Source organism: Neokomagataea tanensis, assembly GCF_006542335.1.
In the GTDB taxonomy this organism is placed as follows: domain Bacteria; phylum Pseudomonadota; class Alphaproteobacteria; order Acetobacterales; family Acetobacteraceae; genus Gluconobacter; species Gluconobacter tanensis.
Map to the genome: position 1 here is coordinate 759,896 of NZ_CP032485.1, position 21,167 is coordinate 781,062.

At 52.5% G+C, this 21,167-nt stretch carries 18 protein-coding genes and 2 pseudogenes; 8 read left to right on the forward strand and 12 right to left on the reverse strand.

Translation table 11 applies throughout. From position 1 onward, the window contains the following. Positions 1 to 46: 46 nt before the first annotated feature. The 4 genes from D5366_RS03570 to D5366_RS03585 form a co-directional block, all read right to left on the reverse strand. Positions 47 to 469 carry a GNAT family N-acetyltransferase gene (locus D5366_RS03570; RefSeq protein WP_240775379.1) on the reverse strand — a complete coding sequence of 141 codons (423 nt, stop codon included), beginning with the start codon at positions 467 to 469 and terminating at the stop codon, positions 47 to 49. Between the two features lie 12 nt (positions 470 to 481). Continuing rightward, the gene (locus D5366_RS03575) at positions 482 to 928 is read right to left on the reverse strand and encodes an RrF2 family transcriptional regulator (RefSeq protein ID WP_141492326.1); all 447 of its coding nucleotides are present in this window, start codon (positions 926 to 928) and stop codon (positions 482 to 484) included. A 233-nt stretch (positions 929 to 1,161) separates the two neighbouring features. Then, complete coding sequence (locus tag D5366_RS03580; RefSeq protein ID WP_141492327.1) at positions 1,162 to 2,706, reverse strand: Do family serine endopeptidase; 1,545 nt, start codon at positions 2,704 to 2,706, stop codon at positions 1,162 to 1,164. 148 nt (positions 2,707 to 2,854) lie between these two features. Next, a complete protein-coding gene (locus D5366_RS03585; RefSeq protein ID WP_240775330.1) occupies positions 2,855 to 3,352 on the reverse strand; it encodes a nucleoside deaminase in 498 nt (165 codons plus the stop codon). An 89-nt stretch (positions 3,353 to 3,441) separates the two neighbouring features. Between D5366_RS03585 and D5366_RS03590 the strand changes: the two are divergent. The 5 genes and pseudogenes from D5366_RS03590 (at position 3,442) to D5366_RS03610 (ending at position 9,121) form a co-directional block, all read left to right on the forward strand. Next, positions 3,442 to 4,136: pseudogene (locus D5366_RS03590) on the forward strand (gamma-glutamyl-gamma-aminobutyrate hydrolase family protein). Further along, positions 4,133 to 4,939 carry a pseudouridine synthase gene (locus D5366_RS03595; RefSeq protein ID WP_141492328.1) on the forward strand — a complete coding sequence of 269 codons (807 nt, stop codon included), beginning with the start codon at positions 4,133 to 4,135 and terminating at the stop codon, positions 4,937 to 4,939. The pseudogene D5366_RS03590 and the gene D5366_RS03595 overlap by 4 nt, the downstream one beginning before the upstream one ends. A 3-nt stretch (positions 4,940 to 4,942) precedes the next feature. After that, the gene (gene rsmD / locus D5366_RS03600) at positions 4,943 to 5,575 is read left to right on the forward strand and encodes a 16S rRNA (guanine(966)-N(2))-methyltransferase RsmD (RefSeq protein WP_141492329.1); all 633 of its coding nucleotides are present in this window, start codon (positions 4,943 to 4,945) and stop codon (positions 5,573 to 5,575) included. A gap of 122 nt (positions 5,576 to 5,697) precedes the next feature. Then, the gene (locus tag D5366_RS03605) at positions 5,698 to 8,421 is read left to right on the forward strand and encodes a DNA translocase FtsK (RefSeq protein ID WP_141493800.1); all 2,724 of its coding nucleotides are present in this window, start codon (positions 5,698 to 5,700) and stop codon (positions 8,419 to 8,421) included. After that, complete coding sequence (locus tag D5366_RS03610; RefSeq protein ID WP_141492330.1) at positions 8,411 to 9,121, forward strand: RluA family pseudouridine synthase; 711 nt, start codon at positions 8,411 to 8,413, stop codon at positions 9,119 to 9,121. Before D5366_RS03605 ends, D5366_RS03610 begins: the two co-directional genes overlap by 11 nt. Here D5366_RS03610 and D5366_RS03615 read toward each other — a convergent pair. The 5 genes from D5366_RS03615 to D5366_RS03635 all read right to left on the reverse strand — a co-directional run bounded on the left by D5366_RS03615 (position 9,112) and on the right by D5366_RS03635 (position 13,771). After that, a complete protein-coding gene (locus D5366_RS03615) occupies positions 9,112 to 9,825 on the reverse strand; it encodes a DUF4097 family beta strand repeat-containing protein (RefSeq protein ID WP_141492331.1) in 714 nt (237 codons plus the stop codon). The two genes, D5366_RS03610 and D5366_RS03615, sit on opposite strands and share 10 nt — an antisense overlap. A gap of 572 nt (positions 9,826 to 10,397) precedes the next feature. Then, complete coding sequence (locus tag D5366_RS03620) at positions 10,398 to 11,822, reverse strand: sugar porter family MFS transporter (RefSeq protein ID WP_141492332.1); 1,425 nt, start codon at positions 11,820 to 11,822, stop codon at positions 10,398 to 10,400. Positions 11,823 to 11,870: 48 nt separating this feature from the next. Continuing rightward, complete coding sequence (locus D5366_RS03625) at positions 11,871 to 12,908, reverse strand: asparaginase (protein ID WP_240775331.1); 1,038 nt, start codon at positions 12,906 to 12,908, stop codon at positions 11,871 to 11,873. A gap of 77 nt (positions 12,909 to 12,985) precedes the next feature. Then, the gene (locus D5366_RS03630) at positions 12,986 to 13,516 is read right to left on the reverse strand and encodes a Fur family transcriptional regulator (protein ID WP_141492333.1); all 531 of its coding nucleotides are present in this window, start codon (positions 13,514 to 13,516) and stop codon (positions 12,986 to 12,988) included. 66 nt (positions 13,517 to 13,582) lie between these two features. Then, a complete protein-coding gene (locus tag D5366_RS03635; protein WP_141492334.1) occupies positions 13,583 to 13,771 on the reverse strand; it encodes a hypothetical protein in 189 nt (62 codons plus the stop codon). A gap of 294 nt (positions 13,772 to 14,065) precedes the next feature. On the opposite strand from D5366_RS03635, the gene cysK reads away from it, so the two are divergent. Then, positions 14,066 to 15,079 carry a cysteine synthase A gene (cysK, locus tag D5366_RS03640; RefSeq protein ID WP_141492335.1) on the forward strand — a complete coding sequence of 338 codons (1,014 nt, stop codon included), beginning with the start codon at positions 14,066 to 14,068 and terminating at the stop codon, positions 15,077 to 15,079. Positions 15,080 to 15,151: 72 nt separating this feature from the next. On the opposite strand, the gene D5366_RS11785 is transcribed toward cysK, so the two are convergent. Continuing rightward, entirely contained in the window at positions 15,152 to 15,367 is a 216-nt protein-coding gene (locus D5366_RS11785) for a hypothetical protein (protein WP_170211017.1), read from the reverse strand. On the opposite strand from D5366_RS11785, the pseudogene D5366_RS12205 reads away from it, so the two are divergent. Next, a pseudogene (locus D5366_RS12205) lies at positions 15,337 to 15,699 on the forward strand (RBBP9/YdeN family alpha/beta hydrolase); the annotation flags it as partial. The gene D5366_RS11785 and the pseudogene D5366_RS12205 overlap by 31 nt on opposite strands. A gap of 164 nt (positions 15,700 to 15,863) precedes the next feature. Here D5366_RS12205 and mntR read toward each other — a convergent pair. Further along, positions 15,864 to 16,301 carry a manganese-binding transcriptional regulator MntR gene (gene mntR / locus D5366_RS03650; RefSeq protein ID WP_141492337.1) on the reverse strand — a complete coding sequence of 146 codons (438 nt, stop codon included), beginning with the start codon at positions 16,299 to 16,301 and terminating at the stop codon, positions 15,864 to 15,866. A gap of 231 nt (positions 16,302 to 16,532) precedes the next feature. On the opposite strand from mntR, the gene D5366_RS03655 reads away from it, so the two are divergent. Continuing rightward, a complete protein-coding gene (locus D5366_RS03655; protein ID WP_170211036.1) occupies positions 16,533 to 18,671 on the forward strand; it encodes a TonB-dependent receptor in 2,139 nt (712 codons plus the stop codon). A gap of 57 nt (positions 18,672 to 18,728) precedes the next feature. Here the strand turns inward: D5366_RS03655 and D5366_RS03660 are convergent, their stop codons facing one another. After that, on the reverse strand, positions 18,729 to 21,119 hold the full coding sequence (locus tag D5366_RS03660) for a heavy metal translocating P-type ATPase (protein WP_141492338.1): 2,391 nt from the start codon (positions 21,117 to 21,119) through the stop codon (positions 18,729 to 18,731). Between the last annotated feature and the right edge of the window lie 48 nt (positions 21,120 to 21,167).

Here is a 21,167-nt window from a genome sequence, read left to right on the forward strand (position 1 = left end):
CTTTATATAACGAATTGTTTTAGTTTAAATTACACTTTAATGAGGCCTAGCCTAACGTACAGATCATTTTACGGTGCGGTATAGGGCCTTTAAAATAGACCTCACCCACGGCTTCCAAGCCGTGCTTCTCGTAAAATCCAATCGCAGAGACACGAGCACTTAGCATAAATTTTTTCAGGCCCAGCGCTGAACAACGCTCAAAGGATGCTTTTAAAAGCACCGAGCCAATACCTTTGCCCTGATATTCTGACGCAACAGCAAATTTCCTTAGCTGCATCTCGCCATCAGGCAGCACAAAAAGAGACGTGCATCCAATCAACGCATCCTCATAAAATGCACCTAGGTGGACAGCCGTATCATCATGTTCAACACGGCATTCCTCTTGAGTAAGACTGGGCCACAGGACGCTCTGCCGCAGCGGCAAACACTCATCTGCGGTTATAACGCGTAACGTCACACCAGCGTGCATCAAAAATTACCCTTAGATTGAAAAAGAAATCGGCGCCCGACTCGGACGTTGCATTCCTGCTTCTTCGGCTTGGCGCAGCAGACTTTCCAGCGTCACAGCGTCCATGCGCGTGGCAATCTCACCATCAAGCGTTTGCCAAAAAGGTGCCAGTACTTTGTCCAAAAGTGGATTGGAGACTTCTTCGCTGGCGTCACGCTCTTCCATCACAGCATTAACGATGTCGTGCAACGTAATCGCCCGTGGCGGACGCCCCAAACGGTACCCCCCCTTTGGGCCACGCACGCTAGAAAGAAGCCCCTCACGCGAGAGAGCTTGCAGCACTGGCTCAATGCCCCGCCGCAGCATATCGCCCCGCCGTGCAATATCTGCACCGCTGACAACACCCGCTCGCCCTGCGTGGAATGCGACATCAAGCATAATCGAGACAGCCGTCAGAGCCCGATCGCGGCGCAGATACATAAGAAATCCGTATTCCAAACTTGAAAATATAAAACGCGCCCATAAGGCCCGATTGATTTTCGTATTTTTTTACAAACACCCCCGTCTTGTCAATAAAAAGAGCGGGACCAGACATTACTCACTATGTCAAAAACCAGAACACATAGTTCAATGCCTCACGAAGCAACACCAATGCCCACGGCACAAAAAAGGGAGCCCTAAAGCTCCCTTTCCAAAACCGCGATTTTTACCGCTTATTCGCCTGAATCATCATCGCCATTTCCATTAGGCGAGACAGCGACAAAAAGCTGCTGCCCGTCCCGCAGAATGCGCAGCAGTGGTGGCTGCTTATGCCCCAAAGCATCATGCACCTGTGCAACTACAGCTTTCGGTGTTGGCGTAACATGGTTGCCCACTGCAACAATGATATCACCCGGACGAATACCAGACTGGTCCGCCGGAGAGCCCTGAACAATATCAGCGACCACCGCACCTTGCACACTTTCGTCGAGGCCCAATTCTTGGCGTGCACGCGGCGTTAGCGCTGCAAGGGCCACACCGAGCTTGCCGGTGCCTTCTGATGCAGACGCATCCCCACCCTCGCTATGAGCGTGGTCCTGCGCGGACATGTTCCCCACCGTAAATGGCAGTTCTACGGATTTTCCTTCGCGCAGCACGCCCAGCGTGGCTTTCGCACCCGGAGTAATCCCGACAACACGGACCGCCAAGTCATGGCCATTCTTCACGTCGCGCCCATTGAGCGTCAAGATGACATCACCGCTTTTGACGCCAGCTTTCTCAGCAGGACTACCCTTCATGACGGACGCTACCAGCGTGCCATGTGGGGGGGCACCCGGCTCCGAAGGCTTCAGATTCAACGCCTGCGCCATTGTTGGATTGATGTCTTGGCCTTCAACGCCAAGATAACCACGGATCACATGACCGGTCTTTTGCAACTGCTCAACAACAGACTTCACCGTGTTGGACGGAATGGCAAAGCCAATGCCGATCGATCCACCGCCATTGGGCGAAATGATCATGGAGTTAATGCCCACGACTTTACCATCTTGGGTAAAGAGCGGCCCACCGGAATTACCGTGGTTGATAGGCGCGTCGACCTGAATGAAGTCGTTATAGGCCCCAGAATGTAAATCGCGGCCCAACGCTGAGACGATACCAGCCGTGACCGTACCGCCCAATCCGTAAGGGTTACCAACCGCAATAACCCATTCACCCGGCTGAACGTCGTCCGAATCACCCAACTCAATGAAGGGCAACTTACCTGACGGCTTCACACGCAGCAGAGCCACGTCTGTCTTGGGGTCACGACCAATGACTTTTGCCGGCAAAGTCGTACCATCATCCAGCGTGACACTCACCTTCGTCGCACCGTTCACGACGTGGTTATTCGTCACGACATAACCATCGGATGAAATGATGAAACCCGAACCACGCGCTTCAACTGTGCGGTTTGGCTGCTGCTGCTGCGGCATCATCTGAAAAGGAAATGGGAAGGGGAATGGCATTTCTTGCATGCCACCGCCGCCGCCACCCTGTCCCATCGGGCCAGCTTCTTCTTGCTCAGCAACATCCGCCTTGATGTGCGCCGTGATGGATACAACAGCAGGCTTCACTTCCTTCACGAGGTTAACAAAGTTTGGCAGAGCCTGCACCGTTGACTGCGGCTTGATCGCGCCTGTATCCGCACGCGCAGCAGACACACCTGCCATGGAGGTCGTCGCCATAAGCGCCGTAGTCACAGCAAAAGCAGCAAGAGAAGAACGGAAACGTTGGGTCATAGCTGTTCCGATTGTCCTTTTACACAGCAGAAGAGGCCTCGTTGCCGCACTAACTGCAGCATCCAAACACTCGCCTGTATTCAAGTTGAAGTTATGGAGGCTTTCTCCATTCTACAAGCTGACACGCAGGTGAAAACTCCGTAAGCCATTACGGTTGCATACGTAATTGTCGAAAAAATGACCGCAATAACTCTGCCGAGGCACTTTCACGAACTCCACCTATTACCTCGGGAATATGCAAACAACCCGGCCTAGAAAACACACGTGCACCATGTTCAACACCTCCCCCCTTAGGGTCGTAAGCACCAAACACTACGCGCTCACAGCGAAAATGCACCATCGCAGCGGCGCACATTGCACAAGGTTCCAAGGTCACCACAACTGTGCAACCCAATAAACGAGGTGTTCCTAAACGTTGTGCCGCTCGGCGCATCGCCAGCAACTCAGCATGGGCAGACGCATCGTGCCCCGCTTCAACTTCATTGCGCGCAGTTGATAGAACACGTCCCCGCGCATCCAAAACAACTGCCCCCACAGGAACCTCCCCCACTGACGCGGCTTCACGCGCGTGAGACAGCGCATAGTCCATTGCGCGCCCCATATCCGCTGGAAAAGCCACACTCTCGCCCGTCTCGCTCTCAGCCATGCCGTCCTCTGTTCTCCCTTCTGATAGTTTTTGAGCATTTACGTGAAAAAAGAACAGACATTCCACGCCAAACAGTTCAAAAGAACAGCATGCACAGACCCCTCATTGGCCTGACCCTGGACCATGAAAACGGAAGCGATAAGAGCTTCTCCCGCTACCCGTTTCATGCCATCCGAGAAAATTACCTCACCGCCCTGTCCGACGCCGGTGCCCTTCCAGTATGTCTGGGTTATTCTGCATCTGCTGAAGCTTTAGTTGAGCGCCTTGATGCCCTCGTCATCACAGGCGGGGCCTTTGACGTGGACCCCGCTTTGTATAACGAAGCTCCCGTTCCAGAAACATCACCCCGACCAGCCCGGACCCGTGCAGAACACGCACTCCTAAAAGCTGCATTGAAACGCGACATACCAGTGCTTGGCATTTGCGGCGGCATGCAGCTGCTTGCTGTTGAAGCGGGCGGCACCCTCATTCAACACCTCCCCCTGAAGCAGGCCACGAACAGCCCAACCCACGCCATGAGCCGGGACACGTTGTTAACCTTGTTTCAGGCTCCAGACTTGCTTCAATTGTCGGTACACCGACGATGAATGTTAACTCTGCCCATCATCAAGCCGTGCGCACCCCCGGTCGCGCTCAGATTTCTGCTTACGCACCTGATGGTATTATTGAAGCAATCGAGTTAACACACGCCCGTTTCGCCATTGGTGTACAATGGCATCCTGAATTCTCTCTCGACCCCGGGGACCAACGCTTGTATGCGGCCCTCGTGGAGGCAAGCCGATGACCGAAGACACCAATCCAGACACCAACGAAAACGCTTTCGAAAGCACCCCCAATGATCGCGATGAACCCCGCGGTGAGCGGATCGCCAAATATTTGGCCCGTGCTGGCGTAGCAAGCCGCCGCGATGTCGAGCGTATGATCACTGAACGCCGCATTCGCATAGGCGGAAAGATGATCGAGCACCCAGCGACCTTCGTCCAGCGTGGCGATATCGTTATTGTCGATAACAAGCCCATTGATCACCCGGATCGTACCCGCCTGTGGCGCTACCACAAGCCGGATGGCTTGATGACCACGCATAAAGACCCACAAGGCCGGCCGACAGTATTTGAGTCCCTGCCAGAGGGCTTGCCGCGCGTCATCAGCGTTGGACGGTTGGACATCAATTCAGAAGGTTTGCTGCTTCTCACCAATGATGGCGAACTTGCACGCCGTTTAGAACTCCCGGGCAATGCTTGGATTCGGCGTTACCGCGTACGTGTCTTTGGCGTGGTGGACGAAAAACGCCTTGCCTCCCTCATCGACGGATTTGAGTACGAAGGCATTCGCTACGGCTCAATTGAAGCTGCCCTCGATTCCTCAAAAGGCGACAATTCGTGGCTGACCGTTAGCCTCCGTGAAGGCAAGAACCGTGAAATTCGTAACGTAATGCGCGGCCTCAACCTTCATGTAAGCCGCCTGATCCGCCTTTCTTATGGCCCCTTCCAACTCGGCTCCCTCAAGGCACGTGAATTAACGGAAGTTGCAGGTAAAACCCTGCGTGAACAAATCCCAGAACTCCAATCGTCTAAAGGAAACCACTAATCCATGCGGATTGTCGGCGGCTCTCTAAAAGGGCGCGCACTCGTTGCGCCCTCAGGCAACACCACACGCCCCACTTCAGACCGCGCCCGCCAAGCTATTTTTGATATGCTGGTGCATGCTTCTTGGTACGGTCGTGAAGCGCTGGAAAAAGCAACCGTGCTTGATGCTTACGCTGGCACAGGCGCGCTTGGCATTGAAGCATTATCCCGCGGGGTAGAGCATGTGGCATTCATTGAGCGCGACCGAAATGCCCTCAACGCCCTCCGAGCAAACCTCGTGGCTTTTCAACTTCGGGACCGTAGCCGCGTTCTATCGTGCAGCACCACTCACCCCCCACGCGCGGAACGCCCCTATGACCTCGTCTTTCTGGACCCACCCTACGGCAAAAATCTGGTTGAATCAGGCATCGCTGCCTTGCGCCGCACTGGATGGCTAGCCGAGGGTGCCCTTATTGTGGCGGAGACAGGCGCCAAGGAAGACTTCGTTCCTCCCACGCCATTAACCCGACATAATATTCTGGCAAAACCTTTGGAAAACCCAGAGCAAGACGACAAAAATAGACCAGAAATCTTGGCCGAACGTCGCTTTGGCGCAGCAAAAGTGACAATCTGGAAATATTCGACCATTATTTCTTAAAATACACTCTGTATGTGCAAGCTGCTTTCGCTCTAAGGAGAGCAACGCAGCTATACAGAGGCGGTTACATTCTAAAGACGGGGTGAAAAAACTTGGCCGTGTTCAGCCGATCTACAAACGCAATGCGTGAAACACTGAACGAAGCCCGAAAACGCTCCATGCCACCCGGCCTGCGTAGTGCCCTCAACGCACGTTTACTTGAACTGCTAGGGCTCGTTTTCCTGATTCTCGCTGTTGGCATCGCGCTGGCGCTATGGAGCTTCAACCCACTCGACCCGTCTTTCAATACCTCAACAGGTACTAACCCGACCAACATTCTGGGACGCACCGGCGCAACAATATCGGATGCACTCATCCAGTGGTTCGGCTTAGGTAGCGGGTTGCCCATCGTCGTTTTGTTGGCATGGGCTTGGCGGATGGTTCGCCATCACCACCTTGGCATGCCCATCATCCGCATTTTTGCCGCTCTCGCGCTCCTGCCCGCTGGCGCCGCTTTCATCGGGACACTTGCTGAACTCGTTCCCGGCCTAGACGTCGCATGGCCCACAGAATCCCGCCTAGGTGGTGAACTTGGGCATTCCTGCGCGACCCATTTGCTTGACGCCGCTCGCGCAGAGGCCGGAAGTGCAGGCAGCACGATCGCCCTCTGCCTTGTCTTCCTTCTGATGGGCATGTTGCTCCCCCTTGCCATGGGCCTTCAATGGCGGGAGTGGCAGGCCATGGGGAATGGCTTTGTTATCTTAGCCCGCCAGCCCCTACGCCTGGCACGACGCGCAAGCGGCGAGCGAGACCCCTCTGATGAAACACCCAACGCGCCTAATCCGCGCGATTACGAATATTATAATTCGCCAAATGCCCCTACCCGCAAGAACGCTGATGGTTCAACGCCCGCACCTAATACAGCACCTCTCTCCTTCTTAAAACGCAATCTCAACCGCAACGTCCCTGCTGCACCACAGCCTTTTGTTCCCCAAAATACTGGTTGGATGCACCCCCCAGCCGAAGCAGTTCAACACGAATCCCCCACCGTTGAACCGGCACACTACCAAGCACCAGAACCCCATATTGCAGAAGAGCCTCCCGCCAATCGCTATGCAGAGCGACTGGCTGAAATAGAGCGCAATCGTGCCGCGCCCCCTCCATCGCGCAGCCCCATTGACGAAGGGGAAGACGATGCACCTGCAACACCACTCGACCACCCCTCTTCAGCAGCTCTACAACCCAAACGCGGCTTCCTTGATCGGTTGCGCCCAGAGCGCCCTTCAGCACCACAAAGCCCGTTACCCAGCCCTCTCCAAGAGAGGGCCCCTGCCCCACGCGCTCCTGCCTCCGTCGGTTGGGAGCATCCATCAATGGCCTTGCTTAACCCACCACCGGCACTTGCAGCACAAGGCCCATCACAGGATGATCTACAACGCAAAGCCCGCATGCTGGAGGGCGTGTTGTCGGATTACGGTGTACAGGGCGAAATTGGCGATATCCACGCAGGTCCCGTCGTCACCCTTTACGAACTAACACCCGCACCAGGTATTCGCTCCTCCCGCGTTATTGGCTTGGCAGACGATATTGCACGCTCCCTTTCGGTATTAAGCGTTCGTATCGCTACCGTCCCAGGCCGTAACGTCATTGGTATTGAAGTCCCGAATGCTAAGCGACAAACCGTTTACTTCTCAGAACTTCTCCAGTCGCCTGAATGGGAAAATGCACCCGGTCGCCTGAAAATCGCCCTCGGGAAAGATATTTCAGGCACCCCGATATACACTGACCTCGCTAAAATGCCGCACCTCTTGGTTGCCGGTACAACAGGATCGGGTAAATCCGTCGGCGTTAACGCCATGATTTTGTCGCTGCTCTACCGTCTCAGCCCGGAAGAGTGCCGCCTCATCATGATTGACCCCAAAATCCTTGAATTGTCGATTTATGACGGCATCCCACACCTCCTGACCCCTGTCGTTACAGAACCCACTAAAGCTGTTAGTTCTCTTAAATGGACTGTGCAGGAAATGGACCGGCGCTACCGCCTTATGGCCCATCTGCAAGTTCGAAATATCAGCGGGTATAATGACAGGGTCGCACAACTACGCGGCACTGGAGAAATGGTAACACGCCGCGTTCAAACAGGATTTGACCCTGAAACCGGCAAACCCGTCTTCGACGAACAACAAGTCCCTCTAGAAAACTTGCCTTATATCGTCGTGGTCATTGACGAAATGGCAGACCTGATGATGGTTGCCGGCAAAGAAATTGAAACCGCCGTGCAACGCTTGGCTCAGAAAGCCCGTGCGGCTGGCATCCACGTAATTATGGCTACCCAGCGCCCTTCGGTAGACGTCATCACAGGTACTATTAAGGCTAACTTCCCGACCCGTATCTCGTTTCAGGTCATCAGCAAATTCGATAGCCGCACCATTTTGCAAGAACAAGGCGCAGAGCAGCTCCTTGGCCAAGGCGACATGCTCTTCATGCAGGGTGGCGGCCGCATAACACGTGTTCACGGACCGTTTGTCGCGGATGACGAGGTTGAAGCCGTCGTCGCAGATTTACGGACCAAAGGAGATCCCATTTACAACGACGACGTCGTCTCCGGTAATGACGAAGAAGCCCCCCGTAGCAGCGCTGGTACAAGCTCTGGCGGTGAAGGCGAAAACAACCTGTTTGATCAAGCCGTTGATATTGTTGCACGTGAAGGGCGTGCATCCACAAGCTTTATCCAGCGGCACTTATCCATCGGCTATAACCGTGCGGCGAAACTCATTGAGCAGATGGAAAAAGAGGGTATCATCGGTCCTGCTAACCACGTTGGAAAGCGCGAAATTTTAGTTCGCCGCCAAACCGATGAAGACTAAAACCAACACTGCCCCCAAGACGGAACAACACGCTAAAATCTTCCGTCCGGGGCATGAGTTGCCTCTTCTCTATTCCGACCCGCATTACCTGATTATCAATAAGCCAAGCGGCCTAGCCGTGCATCCCGGCCCGCGCACTACTGCAAGTGTAGAAGGGTGCATGCTCCCTCACCCGAGAGGAGGCCCATGGCTTGTACATCGCCTTGACCGTGATACGTCGGGTTGCCTGCTCATTGCTAGGCGCAAAACAGCGCTGATTTCTGCCCAGAATTTATTCAGCCAACGCCAGATCCGTAAAATCTACTGGGCTGTCGTAGAAGGAACCCCGGACGGTGACACCGGCCTAATTGTCCAGCCTTTGAAAAAACTAAACACTCCAAAGGGCTGGCATATGGTGTGTCATCCGGATGGAGAGCCAGCCGAGACGCAGTGGCGCGTTCTTTCCCAAGGTCAGGGTAAAGCATTGTTAGAACTTGAGTTAAAAACGGGTCGAACACACCAAGCGCGTGTTCACTGCGCGGCTCTTGGTACACCCATCATTGGGGATACTCTGTACGGCTCCAAAAGCCGCACAGACCTTCATCTCTTGGCACGCTCCCTAACTCTACCGTTGGGAGAAAAAATACTCCACGCTGTAGCGCCCCCGCCAGAAACAATGCTTAAAACCTTGGCGGAGGCAGGCCAGCCTTACTATTCTTGAACGACGCGAACGGTCCCGCTGGTCGTCCGAATGACCAGATGTTCGTGGCCGTTACCAACATTGCCACTGACATGGACATCGCGCGTCCGGTTTGATGACCCGAGACCAAGAGTTTTCAGGCTGTTTTCTTCCCAAGGCCCAGTCTCAACATTTAGACCCAAAGACTGAATAACGGGGAGCTTGTTATCTTTTTCACTCTGGCGCGCCCAGATGTCCACACTACCCGCAAATGACTTAGAGATGTGGAAGACAACATCGCCGCTGACGGTCGTCAACGAAACGTCACGCAGCTGCGGAGGATCTTGGTCACCAAGAGCAACGTCAATATCGCCACTCGTGGTCTTGTAGTGCGCCTCACCAAATACGCGGTCAACGCGAATATTTCCGCTCACAGTTTGGATTTGAAGCGACTTGTAAGCCTCACCGATCGACACGTCACCGCTGACTGCGGATATGGCGCCACCTTCAGCAACACGGCCAATCTTAATGTTGCCGCTAATAGCCGAGATGTGCGCTGGAGCGTGCGCTTCCTCTACGCGAATATCGCCACTTACAGTCGCGACTGATCCATTTTCATTCACCTGTCCCAGCGCAACATCGTCCGACGCAACAGAAATATTCAATGGGTCAGCCAAGCACGTGGACGCTTGCAAGAACGACGCCATGCCAAAAACACACGAAACCACTTTTAACGCCGTACGCATTGTTCACCTTTATGGTAAGTCTATAAAACGAATTTTATCACAAAAGCGCGAACAAGCGCACTTCACCATTTTCTGATCAGTAGCGCACTGCTTGCATGACTGGACGACGGCTTGGCTGACGAGCTGCGAAGGCACAAACACCGTTTACCAATGAAACGAGAAGGATCACGTTCCACGCAAGGAACACACCGACTGGCAATATATATACCAATTCGGAAATGCCGGGTTCACTTGGAGGCGCATAATAATAACATAGACCAAACAGTCCTATAGTCGAACAGACTATAATTACATCCATGTAAAAGAGGTTCATGAGGCGCTCAACGTGCGTAAGAGGGACACCTCGAACACATCTCTTCATCACAAGCGATAATACATAAAATATAATTATGGAAAAAAATGTAAAAAATCTCAATATAAACATTGAGTATAAAAAATAAACAGAAAATGAATCATAAGAACTTAATAGAGAATACACACTCTCTTTCATGTTGTTGATAGATTTCATTGTATATTCCTTAGACAGAGGCCTTGAGGAAAGCGCGGCATACACCGCGCCCCTCGTCCGGCACTCAACGCCCAAGGTGGCGAAGCTTGACCCCCTTCATCAGGCGGTCTTCGATCAAATGCAGAGACATTCCCTTTGTTTCTGGAACAAAAAGAATGGTCAGCACAAGAAAGAGCGCATTAAGGCCGGCAAAAAGCCAAAACGTGCCAGCTGTTCCAAAAGTTTCCATAAGTGACAGGAAGCTCACACCCACAACCAGATTGGTCATCCAGTTCGTGAATGTAGAGACAGCAATACCAAAGTCACGGCCACCTAAAGGCTGGATTTCAGAGCACAGAACCCACATCAGCGGACCCGCCGACATAGCGAAACCTGCGCAGAAAATCATAAGCAGGAAGACCGCAGCAATCTGAGATGACTGCGTATGCATGCCACCGTTAAGCAATACGCCCAGGACAGCCATGCCAACAGCCATGACGGAAAAGCCACAATACAAAATAGGCTTGCGGCCCCAACGGTCGACTAGGCCAACAGCAACGAACGTCGCCAGCATGTTCACCAAACCGATAATAGCCGTACACCACATCTGAGCGTGTTGATCAAAATGTGCTGCAGCCAAAATATTTGGTGCATAGTACATGACAATATTAATGCCGGCTAACTGCTGCATAGCCTGCAACAAAATACCTAAAGCCACCGAGCGACGAAAATTTGGATTGGTACGGAAAAGTTTAAAACCTTCCTGCTTTGTTTCTAGCTGTTCGCGGATTGCACGAATTTCTTTGGATGCTTCCAAAGGATCATTCCGCAGATCCAGCAGAATTTGGCGCGCTTCTTTATGGCGCCCCTGCATCATCAACCAACGAGGGCTGTATGGCAGAAACAAAACCCCAATAAGAAACAAAACTGCCGGAATACCCGCAACACCGAACATCCAGCGCCAGTTTCCAGAATATGAAAAATACGTATCCGAGAGGAAGGCAACGAAAATACCGACCGTCACCATTAGCTGATACGTAGAAACCATTGCGCCGCGTGATTCCTCACTGGCGATTTCCGAGAGGTAAAGCGGCGCAGTAAAAGCTGAAATGCCAACGGCAATACCCATGATCACGCGGAAAAAGATCATGGATGGTACGGACCACGAGAGCGCACACCCAATCGTACCACCCACAAAGATGGCCGCACCCAAAATCAATGAGCGTTTGCGGCCCAAACTGTGAGACATCCGCCCGGCGCTGATCGCACCTACAGCTGCGCCAGCCATCATCGCACTTACGACCCATTCGAGGGCAAAAGTAGATGCGTGATACTCTTTACCGAAAAGGTCCAGCGCCCCGGCAACTACGCCAATGTCCAAACCTGACATCAAACCTGCAAGCGCAGCAATCACACCAATCGCTAGAATTTTGAAGCGTGTCGCATCAAAAATGGACGCGTCCTCATTAGTCGTTTGACCAATCGGGGTCGTCCCGGTTTGCTCTGCCATTTTAAAAAATCACTCCAATAAGACGGATCGTTGCACTCACAACGGATTTCACGTTCCTGCGTTCAACGCCGCGCGGATTTCTCCCACGTCACGTCCTTCCCAATTCCGCAAAGACTGGCACATTGTACGTTCCAAAATACCGCTTTGTGCAGCTTTGTTCCGTAATATGTCCCCACCGAAACGGCTGATGAGCGCAGACATCGCTACTTCTGCGGCACGGTTCGCACCATCATCGACCTTGATGGCAATACCGAGCCCCTCATCAGGCAGAGCCGCAACCATTACGCCCTCTGCCCCCATTTTTATGAATGCTCCTAGCCCGATTTCCTTCATCAACGCGGTATCGTACCGTCCCGTTCCCGCCACCATGAAGGGCTGCTTTGCAACGGCTTCCCGCAAAGTTTGCGCCGCCCGTGCACGATCTGCACTCAGCCCAATTCCGCTGCCAAAACGAGCAAAACCATGCGCCAAAGAATGCAGCGGAATGGCATAAGTTGGCATTGAGCAGCCATCAGTCCCCCGGCGGTCTTCACGGTGCTCCGCCCCGGTAACTTCAGCCAGAACTTGAGTAACCCGCTTTTGGATTGCGTGCTGCGGGTCGATATAACCTTGAGTGGCGATGCCCGCATCACATGACAGGCAAATCAGCCCGGCATGCTTGCCAGAGCAGTTATTATGCAGCGGACAGGCCTGTTCTCCTGCCCCTGCTAACTGCCGGGCAGCTGGTTCGTATGTCGGCCAATGCGTCCCGCATTCCAGCGCACCCACATCAAGGCCCACACGGCTCAACAAACGCTGCGCCGTCGCCGCGTGTTCAGCCTCACCATTATGTGATGCGCAAGTCAGCGCCAATTCGGCATCAGAAAGTTGTAACCGTGCAGCCGCACCACTTTCGACCAGCTCTAGACCCAACAAGGCTTTCACCGTCGAGCGTGGATAAATTGATGCCTCATAATCACCGCAAGACCACACAACCTTGCCGCTAGCATCCACGATGACAGCACGTCCAAAATGCTGAGACTCAACACGCTGCCCGCGCGTCACCTCGGCCAAAAGGCCCATATTGCCCACTGCCATTTTTCTCATGCCTTTTTCTGGTTTGCTCTAGGACTGCGCGCATAGCACAGTTTTCTCAGCCAACCAGAGTAGCAGAAAAAATGTCTTTATTCGGTTTCTTGTGCCCGTTTGCAGTCGGCGCAGACACCTTCGACTTCGATTGTCGCAGTCTCAGCAGAAAAACCCACTTGCTCAGCTGCCGCCATTAGAGCTGGTACCACTTTTTCCTGCTCCAACTCCCATGCCCTACCGCATGTATGACAAATAAGGAATTGCGCTTTGTGCACACCCCACGCGTCATGATGATGGCACCCATCATCGCACATCATCGCATGCGTGCAGCCCACAAAAGCTGCCAAACGCTCCAACTTGTGGATTAGTCCTTGCTCCAACAAAAAATCGAGCGCCCGATAGACGGTTGGCGGCGCTGCATTTGGCTGGACTGGGCGGATTTGCGCCAGCAAATCATAAGCCCCTATTGGGCGATCTGCTGAGAGGATCAGCCCCAGTACAAAGCGCCTTGCTTCAGTTAGACGCGCGCCTCTGGCACGGCACAACTGCACAGCACGATTAAGTTGGTCATCTACAGCCTGCGTAAAAGACAGGCCTGAAGTTGAAGAAAATCGAGAATCCGCCATAGAACGGCTTGTATGACATTCCCCAACTTCAAGCTACTGAATGTTGAGTGACAAACTTTTCAAGCCCTAGACGACCGCCTTACGAGCCAGAGGTAGGACCCGCGCCTGTAAGGCAGCCAGATCATGCACAGTTTCATTATGCAAAGAGCGTACGCTCTCATGCGCTGCGTAAAAGCGCCGTAGACCCGTCTGACTAATCAGAATAGCCACGCCTAAAAAAACACCGTTATTTTCTATAATGGTTGAGCCAAGCATAGTTTTACCGTTCGATAACTCTACCCAGCTCTTAAAACTGGGCTATTTAAAGCAAGGATTGATCTTGTTTCAGCGTCACGCTGATCAAACATCGCCTGCACATTCGCAGAACCATAGTGCCCTCTGGTGAATGACTTTTGATTGAACGCAAAAGCATAAACAACGTAAATTATAAGTGAGTCAAATTATTTTTCATAGAAAAAGTTATTTATGATAATAACTAAATATTGTAGTTAAATATCTTTTGCTATTCTTCCCCACCACATCTCTGATTTTTATGATAGAAAATGCCGTATGAAGAAAAAGGCCCCTTCACCAACCACTCCCATTGCTCCACCCGCTCCATTTGAGTGCTACGCCGCCCCTCGTGGACGCGTTTATAACTCTTTTCTGGAGACCGTCGGCGGAACACCCCTCGTTGCCCTTCCCCGCTTAACGGAGCGTGAGGGTTTGCAAGCGCGGCTACTCATAAAACTTGAGTTCTTCAACCCGCTCGGCTCCGTCAAAGACCGGATCGGCGTAGCAATGCTGCGTGATGCCGAAAAACGCGGCCTGATCACCCCAGGCCAAACGACCCTTATCGAGCCGACTTCCGGCAACACCGGAATATCGTTGGCATTTGCCGCCGTTGCACTCGGCTACCGGCTTATCGTGACTATGCCCGAAAATGCCTCAACCGAACGGCGGAAAATGATCCGTTTGATTGGTGGAGAAACCGAACTCACTCCAGCGCAAGAAGGTATGGCAGGCGCTATTAGCAAAGCGCATGAACTCCTTGAAACCCTCTCTGATGCGTGGATGCCAGCGCAATTTGAAAACGAAGCAAATCCATCTATTCATGAAGCCACCACAGCCCAAGAAATTTGGGCCGATACGGAAGGCAATGTCGATATTGTTATCGCTGGTCTAGGGACCGGTGGCACTGCGTCTGGCATCGCACACGGACTACGCAAACACCGTAAATCGATCAAAATATTCGGTGTCGAACCGCGCGAGAGCGCAGTGCTCCACGGAGATGAACCCGGCCCCCACGGTATCCAAGGCATCGGTCCCGGCTTTCAACCTGATACACTCGACCTTCGCGCCATGGATAACATCATCGAAGTGTCAGAGCACGAATCCCTCGCAACAGCTCGCCTTTGCGCGGCGGTAGAAGGGATCCCCATTGGCATTTCATCTGGCGCCGCCCTGCACGCAGGCATTGAGTTGGCCAAACTGCCCGCTAATCGGGGTAAAACCATTGTGGTCATCGCTCCATCCTTCGCGGAGCGTTATCTTTCTACGTCCCTCTTTGATGGACTTTCTTAAATAGTTAATAAGATAAATCACTAAAGACTTTTATTTTTCGTTTTTCTCCATTAATCTCACTGTGTTTCGTGGTTAATGGAGAAGCGAGAGATACGGCCATGGCCAAAATCGTTGCAGCGCATAGCGAGCACAGAACTCTAACCACTGCTCTATCCGTCCTTCCCCTTGAGAGGGAAAACGCTCTACAGCATGGCTTCTCAAACTTAAAAAAGCGCTTTCACCTTCTGCTCGTACCGGGCCTGTTTGGTTCTGGGCCTTTGCACTGGCAGAGCCAATGGGCTTCAACATTTGGGTTAAAACGCCTCAAACAGACCGATTGGGAAAATCCAGAGCCCGCCTCGTGGGACATGAGCCTGTCAACGGCAATCAACACCCGCGACCGCGCCGACAAGCCCATATTACTGATCGGCCATAGTCTTGGCGCTGTGCTCTGCGCCCGCTGGATGAGCAAACACACGAACACTCAAACCCAAGTGGCAGGGGCATTCCTTGTGGCACCAGCAGACGTAGAGCAAGCACAGACACCAGACAGCTTCCGTGTCCGCGCATTTGCTCCTTTGCCATCGACCACGACAGCACTACCCACCACCCTCATCGCCAGCGAAAACGATCCTTGGCTGAGCCTTCCCCGCGCCAAATATTTGTCACAGCGCTGGGGGCAGAACTACGCACCGTCGGAAAGCGCGGACATATTGGTTCAAACGAACCGCTTGGCCTGTGGGAGGAAGGGGCGCAGCTATTATTTTCGTTTGCAGAACAATGCTGAACTTGGCTGCAAAAACTATCAGCCTTCCTTAGATTGTTTTAAAAAGCGTTCGAAAGCTGCAAGCGTCTCTTCCCCAACGAAGTGCTCAATACCTTCAGCATCAATCGTTGCGTTCTGCGGACTGACCCCGAGAGCTTTCAGAAAATTTTCCACAATTTCGTGGCGGTGCTTCACATCCTGAGCCAGTTTTTGCCCCAACTCTGTTAGAAATATTCCTCGGTACGGCTTGCGTGCGACAAAACCTTCTGTAGTCAAGCGCGCCAACATTTTGGCTACTGTCGGTTGCGCCACACCCAATCGGGCAGCCAAATCAACTTGCCGCGCCTCTTGGCCTTCGGCATGCAAGTCGGCGATTAACTCAACATAATCCTCGACCAGTACATTCCGACGCGCCATGCGATTAGCCAAAAAACCAGCAGATTGCTCAAGAAAATCATTATACGGTTTTCGGCTCATTTTACTCTCAGCATACATTATTCCAATAAGAATAATGTATGCACAAAAGTTTTGTCCATATGGCCTCTTGATGGGCGTTTGAATTATAGCATATGGTATATTTCATATCACTTGCTTAAAAAGCATTTGTCCCTTTGTGCATCAACAATATAGCAAAAGCTATATATTAATGTGGAGGCTATTGAGTTGTTTTTCCCGCGCTGTGCCGTCACTCCAGCATATGCTTGTCTCATGGGAGTGATCCTTTTTACCCCGCAAGCCCGCGCCTCAACCGACACGCACCAAGACACACCCAAAACGGGACACCACAAAATTTCACGAGATCAAACACCACGCCCACCAAAAGCGGCAGAGCATATCACCGTCCTGAGCCACCTTAATCAGGAGCGTGCACGTCTTTCACCAAGTCTTGGCGCCGTTTCCTACACAATAGGCCCTCAGCAAATACAAACGACACCACAGGGCCAAAATGCGTCTTTCAACCAAATTATGGTACGCATGCCGGGCGTAGTGCTGGACAGCTACGGAGAAGTACACGTCCGGGGTGAGCATGGCGGGCTAACCTATAGCGTGAACGGCGTCCTTTTGCCCGAAGGGTTAAATGGCTTCGGCCAAGAGCTGGACACGCGAATTATTCAATCGGTCAGCCTGCTGACGGGCACTCTTCCAGCACAATTTGGCTTTAGAACCGCTGGCATCGTTGATGTTACGACCAAAACTGGTGATACGCTGAAGAATAACCAGTTATCCCTTTATGGAGGCAGTTATAATACATTTAATCCATCCATTCAGCTTGGCGGTCATAAAAATAAATTCGAATATTTCACGACGTTTTCTTACAACACCAACAATATCGGCATCGAAAATCCAACAGATTCTTTTCGCCCGATCCACGACGTAACCAAACAGAAAAAAACCTTTGCTTATCTTTCTTGGAGCATAGACGATGCTAGCCGCATCTCTCTCCTTACCAGCGCGTCTTATGCAAATTTTGAACTCCCAAACACAGAAGGCTTGCCCCCTCTCTATCACCTCACCGGCGTGGATTGGAACAGCCCGAGCATTCAGTCCAAACTGCTTAATGACCAACAGAGCGAACAAAATTATTACGCCGTTTTATCGTACCAGCGCAGCACAGATAAACTCAACATACAGCTTTCACCGTATTTCCGTTATGGCCGTATCGGCTACACACCGGACCCAGTCCGCGATCTCGTTTTTCAAGGTGTCGCCCAAAAAGAGGTCAATGACTTCACAACGGGCGGTACAGAACTTGATCTCTCATACGACATCGCCCCGCACCACACGCTCCGCGCTGGATTGATAGGACATTACACCTACGAACGCTTGGATACGGATACGCAAGCCTTTCCTACTGACAGTTCAGGCGAACAAATATCCGACACACCCGTAAGAATTATCGACAATACCAGCAACTGGTCCGTCGAAGCAGGCGCTTACGTACAAGATGAATGGCGAATAAACCGTAAGCTCACCTTCAATTACGGCCTGCGTTATGACCGCTTCGCAGCATCCTTTGGCAAACAAGGCCAACTTAGTCCTCGCGCCAACCTTGTTTGGAAACCAGCCCGTTCAACAACATTGCATTTAGGCTACGCGCGCTATTTCGCACCACCTACACCACAATATATTTATTCCTCGACATTGGCGCGCTTTGAAAACACAACCAACGCAGCAGCCAACAGTATCAACACCCCAACCCGGGTCGAAACGTCGCACTACATTGATGCTGGCATCGTTCAAAAAATCGGCGATACTGTCCAAATAACAGCGGATGCCTACAGCAAATGGGCACATGACCTGACGGATCTCGGGCAATTCGGACGTGCCGTCATTTTAGCACCATTCAGCTACCGCAAAGGCCGCGTCTATGGCGCGGAATTTGGCAGCACTTGGCACAAAGGTTCTTGGTCTCTTTTCGCTAATTTTGCCTACGTCAAAACTTCAGCGAAGGACATTAACTCCGCTGAGTATCAATTTGACCAAGAGGACCTCCAGTACATCGCCAACCACAGCATACAGCTTGACCACCAAGGAAAATACACATCCAGCGCAGGCATATCCTACACAACGCACCATCACCTTGCTTACGCCGATATGCTTTACGGTAATGGCCTGCGCAGGGGATTTGCCAATTTAGAAAAACAACCAGCATACGCTGTTTTCAACGCAGGTTATCAATACAGCTTTACGCAACTACCAATCGTACACGCCATAAAAACGCGCATAGACATCATAAATCTTTTCGATCACCGCTACCAAATACGGGATGGGAGTGGCGTAGGTATCTACCAAGCGCAATACGGTCAAAGGCGCGGCCTGTTTTTCTCAGCCGTTACCGATTTTTAAACCACAGCCCAAGGGAAGCATCCTCAATACAATATCAGAATGCTTCCTACCTTCCGCCTAATGGCTGCTTTGTGCTGTCCAGCGATTGAGCAAAAGCGAGTTCGTAATGACGGATACAGAACTCAGCGCCATAGCACTCGCTGCCAAAACAGGGTTTAAAATTCCGAATGCCGCGAGAGGTATGCCAAGTATGTTGTAAACAAATGCAAAAAACAGATTTTGTTTTATTTTACTGAGTGTAGCGCGCGACAAGAGCATCGCATCCACAACAGAACTCAACGTGTTGCGCATCAGAATAATACCTGCCGTTTCGGCTGCCACAGCAGTTCCTGCCCCCAATGCAAAACCAACATCCGCCACAGCAAGCGCAGGCGCATCATTTACGCCATCTCCAACCATGCCAACACGGGTACCATCCGCTTGATACGATGCCAGCAATTTAGCTTTATCGTCCGGCAGCAAGCCCGCATGCACTTCGTTTAAGGCCAAAGCCTCCCCGATGACGCCTGCAACACGGGCATTGTCACCCGTTAACATCGAAATCTGAACGCCATGTGACTTGAGCTCTGCCACCGCCGCATGCGCTTCCGGGCGCAGAGTATCTGCAAGGGCGATAGCACCCAGAACCCTCCCCGCCGAGGCTACCCAGACAACCGTTCTACCTTTGCTTTCCTCAACCTCAATGTTGAAGCCAGACGTTATGCGGTCAGGCTCATACCCCTCCTTTTGCAGGAAAGTGAGCGTGCCAAGAGCAGCTTTTTCTCCATTTAGCGTGCCGAGAACGCCGCATCCTGGAACGGCTTTAAAGTCCGCTAATTTATCGTGCACAATACCAGATGCAGCATGCACAATAGCACGCCCCAACGGATGCTCAGACGACTGCTCCAAAGACGCCGCAACACTTAAAAGCTGATCCCGAGATACACCCGCCACAGGGTGCACCGCCACGACATCAGGATACCCAAGCGTCAAAGTCCCGGTCTTATCAAAAACGATCCGCTTTAACCGGCCCGCCTGTTCTAAAGCTTCCGCAGAGCGGAAAATAATTCCTTTATGTGCCCCCCTCGCGGTGCCAACCATAATAGCCGCAGGCGTTGCCAAGCCCAGCGCGCACGGACACGCAATGACCAGAACGGAAACAGCAGAAATCAGGCCTGTCACCCAGCTCTGCGTAACGGCCCAACGCAGCACAAAGGTCAGCAAAGCAACCCCGAGAACGGACGGGACAAATACAGCAGACACACGGTCCGCCACCCGCTGAACAGGTGCACGAGAACCCTGAGCCTGCTCCACCATTCGCACGATACGCGCCAATGATGTATCCGCACCAACCCCAACCGCACGTACACGCAATGCACCATGCACGTTTAATGTGCCGGCCTTCACCTCGGCACCACTTTCTTTCAATACCGGTACACTTTCACCGGTCAGCATGGCTTCATCTACCTCTGAGCGACCCTCCAGGACGATACCATCTACGGCTACATGCTCTCCGGGACGGACCAAAAACACATCTCCGACGGCTATATCTGCGACAGCGCCATCAACGATCTGTCCATCACGCTCTACATGTGCGGTCTGCGGCTGAAGCTTCAGCAAACTTTCCAAACCGGCCGAGCTCTTTTGCTTGGCACGGAACTCCAATAATTTTCCGAAAGATATCAGCAGTAAAATCATACCGCTGGCTTCGAAATAAACCGGGGTAGGCAGGCGCAACACCACCACAGCCACGCTATAGAAAAACGCAACACCAGAGCCCAGCGCGACCAGAACGTCCATATTAGGTGCACCAGCTCGCAATGCTTGGTAAGCCCGCTTAAAAAGCGGAGCAGCAGGACCAACAACAAGAAGCGCACTAACGCCCTGCACCATAACAGGCACAGGCATTTTCCCTGTAAGCATCATACCCAGCATTGAGACAAGCAATGGCAATGCGAGAACAACCATTACCGCAAAGCGAATGCTCTCCTTGCGCCATTCTTCGCGGCGCTGCACGCCGGACTGGTCCTCCCCTGTCGCGAAGGTTGAAGCTTTAAACCCAGCCTTTGCTATCGCTTCTCTCAGCTCTACCGGAGATGACAAACCGGGCGTAAAGCGAATATGCACACGCTCGGCGGCAAAGTTCACCACCGCCTCAACACCCTCACGACGATTCAGAACTTTTTCAATACGCGTCGCACATGCTGCACAACTCATCCCGCTCAGGGCAAAGTCAACACTGTCCTGCGCCACATCGAAGCCCGCTTTGCGCACCGCCGCGATCGCATCTGCCGCCTTAGCGGGTTCCTCAAGCGTAATCGTCGCACGCTGAGCCGCGAAGTTTACATGCGCATCCACCCCTTCAAGCCGGTTCAACAAGCGCTCAATCCGCGAAGCACAGGCAACACAACTCATGCCCGTAATTGGCACCGTTACAGCGTGCCCGTATGGCTTCGCGGCTTCCGACATCCGACACTCTCCACTTCCATTCATACCGAAACATCGATACGATGGGTT